7 protein-coding genes and 1 pseudogene are annotated in these 7374 nt (G+C 65.7%); 4 read left to right on the plus strand and 4 right to left on the minus strand.

Annotated features, from left to right (window positions below; genetic code table 11):
- Together ACREE8_RS04405 and ACREE8_RS04410 are read left to right on the plus strand one after the other, a co-directional pair.
- Window positions 1-819: DUF4139 domain-containing protein (locus ACREE8_RS04405; protein ID WP_431571763.1), on the plus strand; the 819-nt coding region annotated here is incomplete at its 5' end.
- A gap of 276 nt (window positions 820-1095) precedes the next feature.
- A complete protein-coding gene (locus ACREE8_RS04410) occupies window positions 1096-1473 on the plus strand; it encodes a hypothetical protein (protein ID WP_431571764.1) in 378 nt (125 codons plus the stop codon).
- A gap of 225 nt (window positions 1474-1698) precedes the next feature.
- On the opposite strand, the gene ACREE8_RS04415 is transcribed toward ACREE8_RS04410, so the two are convergent.
- The 4 genes from ACREE8_RS04415 to ACREE8_RS04430 form a co-directional block, all read right to left on the minus strand.
- The gene (locus tag ACREE8_RS04415; protein ID WP_431571765.1) at window positions 1699-3219 is read right to left on the minus strand and encodes a UxaA family hydrolase; all 1521 of its coding nucleotides are present in this window, start codon (window positions 3217-3219) and stop codon (window positions 1699-1701) included.
- 381 nt (window positions 3220-3600) lie between these two features.
- On the minus strand, window positions 3601-4062 hold the full coding sequence (locus ACREE8_RS04420) for an NfeD family protein (RefSeq protein WP_431571766.1): 462 nt from the start codon (window positions 4060-4062) through the stop codon (window positions 3601-3603).
- Window positions 4047-4994 (minus strand): SPFH domain-containing protein, encoded by a 948-nt coding sequence (locus ACREE8_RS04425; protein ID WP_431571767.1) that lies wholly within the window; start codon window positions 4992-4994, stop codon window positions 4047-4049. The genes ACREE8_RS04420 and ACREE8_RS04425 overlap by 16 nt, the downstream gene beginning before the upstream one ends.
- A gap of 135 nt (window positions 4995-5129) precedes the next feature.
- Window positions 5130-6257: a DNA recombination protein RmuC gene (locus tag ACREE8_RS04430; RefSeq protein WP_431571768.1), complete on the minus strand. Its 1128-nt coding sequence runs from the start codon at window positions 6255-6257 to the stop codon at window positions 5130-5132.
- A gap of 154 nt (window positions 6258-6411) precedes the next feature.
- On the opposite strand from ACREE8_RS04430, the gene def reads away from it, so the two are divergent.
- Both def and ACREE8_RS04440 read left to right on the plus strand, forming a co-directional pair.
- Window positions 6412-6948: a peptide deformylase gene (def, locus tag ACREE8_RS04435; protein ID WP_431571769.1), complete on the plus strand. Its 537-nt coding sequence runs from the start codon at window positions 6412-6414 to the stop codon at window positions 6946-6948.
- A gap of 217 nt (window positions 6949-7165) precedes the next feature.
- Window positions 7166-7374, plus strand: a pseudogene (locus tag ACREE8_RS04440) (methionyl-tRNA formyltransferase); the annotation flags it as partial.

The following is a 7374-nucleotide window of genomic DNA, read 5'->3' on the forward strand; positions in this document are numbered from 1 at the left end:
GTGGCCTCGCTCAGCCCGGACGAGAAGACGCTCGACATCGATGGCTGGGTCACGCTCACCAACCAGAGCGGCACCACCTATCGCGACGCCAAGCTGCAGCTGGTGGCGGGCGACGTGCATCGCGTCCAGGAAGCGATGATGAAGACGATGGACATGGCCGCGGCCCCGGCGCCGGCCGCCGAGCAGGCCATGACCGAAGAGGCGCTGTTCGAATATCACCTCTACACGCTGGGCCGGCCGACCACGATTGCCGAGAACCAGACCAAGCAGGTGGCGCTCCTGAGCGCCGCCTCGGTGCCGGTCGACAAGGAGTTCCGCTTCACCAACCTGACGGCGCGCGGCTACACCTACGACATCGGCGACCAGGAGCGGGTCAACGCGACCGTCTATGTCAGCTTCGTGAACAATGATGCCTCGCATATGGGCATGCCGCTGCCCAAGGGCACGATCCGCGTCTACAAGGCCGACAGCGACGGCCAGGTGCAGTTCGTCGGCGAGGATGCGATCGACCATACGCCGAAGAACGAGGATGTGCGCCTCACCCTGGGCCAGGCCTTCGACGTGACCGCCCATGCGCGCCAGACCAAATACGAGAAGATCTCGGACTCGGTCTATGAGAGCGCCTACGAGGTCGAGCTCAAGAACGCGAAGAAGGAGCCGGTCACGGTGGTGCTGGTCGAGGACGTCCCTGGCACCTGGAAGATCCTCAGCGAGAGCGCCAAGCATGAGGAAGTGAACTCGAACCGCCTGCGCTGGGAAGTCACGGTTCCGGCGGAAGGCTCGGTCACCTTCAATTACGCGGTGCGCGTCAGGTACTAGGCGGTAACCGCGCGGCTGCCCCTCCCCCTGACCTGTCTGATCGCTTCGCTCTACTTCAAAGCTTCGAGCGAGATCCTCGCCAACCACGCCCCCTCCCCTTGCGGGAGGGGGTAGGGGGAGGGGTGTCGCGTCGATCGAAGCGATCACATCAACTTGATCGGACGTGAACTCGCCGTCATGCGGCGGCGTGGTCCCATCTCTTCTCCAACGGAAGCCCGTCGATCGGTCGGCGGGACTTCCGGCTCGACACAACCGCAAGGGAGACAGGGAATGTCCATGAACCGCAGAATCGTGTTGTTCCTCTCGGCGGCCGCGCTGGCGGCACCGCTGCTGTTCGCCGCCACCGTGAGCTTCGCCGACGACATGCTCACCGGCGATCAGATCAAGAGCACCGTTTCGAACATGACCGTCGAAGGCAAGATGAATGACGGCATGGCCTATTCCGAGTTCTATGGCGCCGACGGCTCCATCAAGGGCAAGGACTACACCGGCAAATGGACGGTGGAGGGCAACGAGATGTGCTTCGTCTACGGCACCGACCCGAAGAAGTCCTGCTACGGCATCAAGAAGGCCGCGACCGGGATCCAATGGGTCGAGGACGGCAAGGTCGAAGGCGACGGCATGGTGAGCCAGGGCAATATCCGGAACTACTGACCGGTGCGCCGCCCCTTCCTTAGTTGATGTGATCGCTTCGCTCTACTTCTAAGCTTCGAGCGAGTTCTACGCTAACCCCTCCCCCTACCCCTCCCGCAAGGGGAGGGGGCGTGGATTTTTCTTCCCTTCGCTGGATTTACGATCGGAGAAAGAGCGCGGTTGTTGTTAGTTCGAGCCCCCTCCCCTTGCGGGAGGGGGTAGGGGGAGGGGAACAGACGCGATCGCTCAGTACGTTGCCCCGTAGTTCCACGGCACGAATTCCTCGTCGCCATAGCCGAGCTCTTCGCTGCGGGTTTTCTGGCCCGAGGCGGTGCGGAGCATGAGGTCGAAGATGCGCTCGCCCATCTCGTCCATCGAGGCGGTGCCGTCGACGATCTCGCCGCAATTGATGTCCATGTCGTCCTTCATGCGCCGATACATGGGCGTGTTGGTCGCGAGCTTGAGGCTGGGCGCGGGCTTGCAGCCGAAGCAGGAGCCGCGCCCCGTGGTGAAGCAGACGAGGTTGGCGCCGGCTGCCACCTGGCCCGTGGCCGAGACCGGATCGTAGCCCGGCGAATCCATGAAGACGGCGCCCTTGGCCGTGATCGGCTCGGCATAGCGATAGACGGCGGTCAAAGGCGAGCTGCCGCTCTTGGCGACCGCCCCCAGCGACTTCTCGAGGATGGTGGTGATGCCGCCGGCCTTGTTGCCGGGCGAGGGGTTGTTGTCGAGGCTGCCATTGTCGTGGCTCGCATGCTCTTCCCACCAGCGGATCAGCTCGATCAGCTTCTCGCCCACGGCGGGGTCGGTCACGCGCGCGAGCAGCAGGCTCTCGGCGCCGTAGATCTCGGGCGTCTCGCTCAGGATCCCGGTGCCGCCCGCGGCTGCAAGGAGATCGACCGCCTTGCCCAGCGCCGGATTGGCCGTCAGCGCCGAGAAGCCGTCGGAGCCGCCGCACTGCAATCCAACGACCAGATTTTCCGCGCCGACCGGCTCGCGCTTCGCGGCGGCCGCCGGCTCGATCATGGTTTTGAGCGCGTCGATCGCCGCGCGCACCGTCGCCTCGGTGCCGCCTTCCTCCTGGATGATGAAGGGCTTCAGGCGTTCGCTCGCATGCAGGCCCGCCTTCGCCATGAAGTCATGGACCTGGTTGTCCTCGCAGCCCAGCGCCACCACCAGCACGCCGGCGAAATTCGGATGATGCGCGTAGCCGGCCAGCGTGCGGCGCAGCAGCGCGATGTTGGGCCCGTCGCCGCGCGCCCCGCAGCCCTGGTGATGGGTGAGGGAGGCGATGCCGTCGATCGTCGGAAAGCCCGAGAGATCGACCTCGCGCCGAAAGCGGTCGGCGATCAGCCGCGCCACCGTCGCCGAGCAATTGACCGTCGTCAGCACGCCCAGATAATTGCGCGTGCCGACACGACCATCCTCGCGCTTGAAGCCGTCGAATCCGACCGAGCGGTTGGCGGGTTTGGGCGTTGCCGCGGCACCGCCCAGGCGCCAGTTCACGCGCATCGTCTGGAATTCGAGATTATGAGTGTGGATATGCGTGCCGGCCGCGATCGGCTTGGTGGCGATGCCGATGGGGATTCCGAACTTCATCACCGGCTCGCCGGCCGCGATCGCGCGGCGCGCGAGCTTATGGCCGCGCGGAATGGTCTCGCTCACGGTCAGCCCGTCGCCGACATCCGTGCCCACCGGCAGATCCGCCAGCGCCACCAGCACCGAATCCTGCTCGTTGAGTTTCAGCCAGTTCTGTTTCGCCGCCACGCCAATGCCTCCAAAGGGAACCGCAAACTTACCCGATTGGAGGCGGGATGGCGGAGGGAAAGGAGGGGTGGTCGTTTTCCCTCGCGTCATAGGTCCTCTCCGCGCGCGCAGTTCCCCCTCGGCTGTCATCGCCGGGCATGACCCGGCGATCCAGGGCGGGAGTTGTCGCGATCCCGACAGAAGACTGGATGCCCGGATCAAGTCCGGGCATGACAAGAGAGGGGCGGGCGCCGCACATTTAATCATGCCGATGCCCACCCCTCTGTCATCGCCGGGCTTGACCCGGCGATCCAGGGCCGGCGAGGCTGGATGCCCGGGTCAAGCCCGGACATGACAGGGGGAAGGGCTTGCAGGCGCTGAGGGAGAGACCGTTCCTGTTGCTTACGCCGCTTCGACCTTCAGCGTCGTGCCCTGCACCGCGATCACGCGCACACGGGAACCCTTGGGCAGATCGGGGCCCTCGGCGCGCCAGACGGTGTCGGCGACCCGGACGGCACCGCGGCCGGTATGGATCGGTTCGGCCAGCTCATAGACCTGTCCGATCAGCGCATCGCCGCGCCGGTTGAGGCCGGTATCCTCGGTCTTGATCGGATGGCGCTTGAGCCAGGCCCGCCCCGCGAACACCGCCGCGATCGACAGAACGGCGAAGATCAAGACCTGAAACTGCCAGCCGAGATTCGGCAGGAGCACCAGCAGCAGACCGACGACCCCGGCGGCGAGCCCGAGCCAGAGAAAGAACGTACCCGGCGCCAGCACCTCGAGCAGCATCAGCAGGACGGCGAGGACCCACCAATGCCAGAACTCGACGTTCCCCTGGAGGAATGAAGTTACTTCTTCTCCCACGGTCCCGCTCCCTGCTTCGACAAAGCCTGCTTGGCCAGCTCCGCGATGCCGCCGATGGCGCCGATCACGCTCGACGCCTCGAGCGGCATCAGCACCAGCTTCTGGTTGGGCGAATCGGCGAAGCGGCCGATCGCATCCACATAGCGCTGCGCGATGAAGTAGTTGATCGCCTGGATGTCACCCTTGCTGATCGCCTCGGAGACCATCTGGGTCGCCTTGGCTTCGGCTTCGGCCGCGCGCTCGCGCGCCTCGGAATCGCGGAAGGCGGCTTCGCGCCGGCCCTCGGCCTGCAGGATCGCCGCCTGCTTCTCGCCTTCGGCGCGCAGCACCTGCGCTTGGCGCAAGCCCTCGGCCTCGAGCACGGCCGCGCGCTTGTCGCGTTCGGCCTTCATCTGCCGGCCCATGGATTCGACCAGATCGCGCGGCGGCGCGATGTCCTTGATCTCGATGCGCGTGACCTTGAGGCCCCAGGGATGCGTCGCCTGGTCGACGACATGCAAGAGCTGGAGATTGATCTTGTCGCGCTGCGACAGGAGCTCGTCCAGATCCATCGAGCCCATCACGGTGCGGATGTTGGTCATGACGAGATTGAGAATCGCGATCTGGAGCTGGCGCACCTCGTAGGCGGCCTTGGCCGCATCCAGCACCTGGTAGAACACGACGCCGTCGACGCTCACCATGGCGTTGTCCTTGGTGATGATCTCCTGCGTCGGCACGTCGAGCACCGTCTCCATCATGCTCATCTTGGTGCCGACCCGGTCGAAGAACGGGATGATGAAATTGAGGCCGGGCCGCAGCGTCTTGGTGTAGCGCCCGAACCGCTCGACCGTCCATTCGCTCCCCTGTGGCACCGATTTGACACCCGCGAAGAGCAACAAGACCGCCAGGACAAACAGCACGATGACGAAGATCGAAAACCCACCCAACATCATAATCCGCTCCCTGTTTTTCTTCTCGTTCGGCCGGGCCCACACCCGCGCCGTCGGCGTTGTTAATCTTTATTGCGACCAAACCGATTGTCGAACCCTGGATGTCAACCGATAGTGGCGCTCCGCCATAGATGGCCCTTACCGTTTGGCAATCAAGATATCGGGCGCCGGCAGCGGGGCGGCCTTGGGCGCCGCCGTGCCGCCTTCCTCGATCTCGACTTCCTTGATGCGCTCGCCGCGGCGCTGGATCTGATCGGTCGATTTGACGATGTCCTGCAGATCCTTGCCCGCCTGGTCGTGATGCGTCTGCAGTTTGCCGACGCGCTCGCCGAGACGGCGCACATCCTCGAGCAGCAGCCCCACCGTGCGCTGGATCTCGTGCGCCTGCTCGCGCATGCGCACATCGCGCAGGACCGCGCGGATCGTGGTGAGGAGCGCCATCAGCGTGCTGGGCGAGGCGATCGAGACGCGCCGTCGCAGCGATTCCTCGACCAGCCCGGAGAAGTTGCTGTGGAGCTCGGCATAGACCGCCTCGCTCGGCAGGAACATCACCGCCCAGTCGGCGGTCTCGCCCGGGAGGATGTATTTCTCGGCGATTGCGATCACATGGTTGCGTACGGTGGTGTGGAAGTCGCGCTGCGCGAGCTTGACGGCGGCCTCGTCCTTCGCCTCGCGCAGCGCGCGATAGGCCTCGAGCGGGAATTTCGAATCGATCGCGATCGAGCCCGGCGGGTTCGGCAGCTTCAGCAGGCAGTCGACGCGCCGGTTGTTGGAGAGTGTCGCCTGGAACTCGTAATTCGCGGGCGGCAGCGCATCGCGCACCAGCCCTTCGAGCTGCACCTCGCCGAAGGCGCCGCGCGCCTGCTTGTTGGAGAGGATGTCCTGGAGCCCCACCACCTGGGTCGAGAGCTCGACGATGTTCTTCTGCGCGGCGTCGATGACGGCGAGCCGCTCCTTGAGCTCGGTCAGGGAGGCTTGCGCCTGGGTCGAGGATTCCTGGAGCCGCAGCCCGACCCGGTCGCCGAGCTGGGCGAGGCGCTGCTCGACCGCGGCCGATAGGGCGCGCTCCTGCGCCTGCATGCCTTCGGTCAGGCGCGCCTGCGCTTCGCTCTGGGCGCGGGCCATCTGGTCGAAGCGGCCGGTGAGCTCGGCCATCTGCGAGCCGCTGTTACCGGACCGGCGCAAGAGGGCGATCCCGAGGCCGCCCGCGACCAGCAGGGCGACGATGGCCAGGATCAGGAAGGGGTCGATCGGCCAGGCAGCCATGACGGGGGCAGACCTCGATTCGGGGCGCGTGAATCCGACCCTACCATGGCCCGGGAACCGGGCCAAACCCGCGGAAAACCGCGGCTTGACGCGGCTCGGCGCGATCCATACCTAGAGGGGGCAATTGGACCCGAAATCCGGCATTTCCGACCTTATGGCCCTGCTTCCGATCATCGTCGCTCCCGATCCCCGCTTGACCCAGAAAGCGGCGCCCGTCGCCAAGGTCGATGCGCGCGTGCGCAAGCTCATGGATGACATGCTGGAGACGATGTATATCGCGCCCGGCATCGGGCTGGCGGCGCCCCAGGTCGGCGTGCTGCAACGCGTGATCGTGCTCGACCTCGCCCATGAAGGCGAGGCGCCGCGGCCGTTGCGCATGGCCAATCCGGAGCTGCTCTGGGTCTCCGACGAGGACGCGGTCTATAACGAGGGCTGCCTCTCGGTGCCCGAGCATTACGCCGATGTGACAAGGCCGGCGAAGATCAAGGTTCGCTATCTCGACGAGAACAACAAGACGATCGAGATGGAGGCCGAGGGTCTGCTCGCGACCTGCATCCAGCATGAGATGGACCATCTCGACGGCGTCCTCTTCATCGACCACCTGACCGCCCTCAAGCGCAACATCATCCTGCGCAAGCTCCTCAAGGCGAAGAAGGCACCGCCGGCCCCCACCCGCGACCACGTGCTCTGACGGCCGTGCGGGGGGCGGGGGCAATGACGATGACGCGGCTCACAGCGAGTCCGCTGGCTGACGCCCCCCTCACCCTACCCTCCGCTGCGCGGGTGGAGAGGAAGGAAAAGCCTGCGAGGCTTCATCCTCTCATCTCTTCCGCTTTTCCTCTTTCCTCTCCCTCACGCGGTGAGGGAGAGGGTAGGGTGAGGGTGCCTTCCTTCGTCGGCCAGCTCCCATGACCCCGCTCAAGCTCGCTTTCATGGGCACGCCCGACTTCGCCGGTCCGGCGCTCGATGCGTTGATCGCGGCGGGGCACCAGATCGCGGCGGTCTACAGCCAGCCGCCGCGGCCCGCGGGCCGCGGCCAGCACGACCAGCCCTCGCCGGTGCAGCACCTGGCCGAGCATCACGGGATCGAGGTCCGCACGCCGGCCAAGCTCAAAAG

The sequence above is a fragment of the Hypericibacter sp. genome (genome assembly GCF_050729195.1).
In the GTDB taxonomy this organism is placed as follows: Bacteria; Pseudomonadota; Alphaproteobacteria; order Dongiales; family Dongiaceae; genus Hypericibacter.

What these genes read in the sequence shown, in the direction of transcription:
- ACREE8_RS04410 (WP_431571764.1), top strand. Translation starts at nt 1,096, where the DNA reads ATGAACCGCAGAATCGTGTTGTTCCTCTCGGCGGCCGCGCTGGCGGCA.
- ACREE8_RS04425 (WP_431571767.1), bottom strand. Translation starts at nt 4,994, where the DNA reads ATGATGTTGGGTGGGTTTTCGATCTTCGTCATCGTGCTGTTTGTCCTG.
- ACREE8_RS04430 (WP_431571768.1), bottom strand. Translation starts at nt 6,257, where the DNA reads ATGGCTGCCTGGCCGATCGACCCCTTCCTGATCCTGGCCATCGTCGCC.
- def (WP_431571769.1), top strand. Translation starts at nt 6,412, where the DNA reads ATGGCCCTGCTTCCGATCATCGTCGCTCCCGATCCCCGCTTGACCCAG.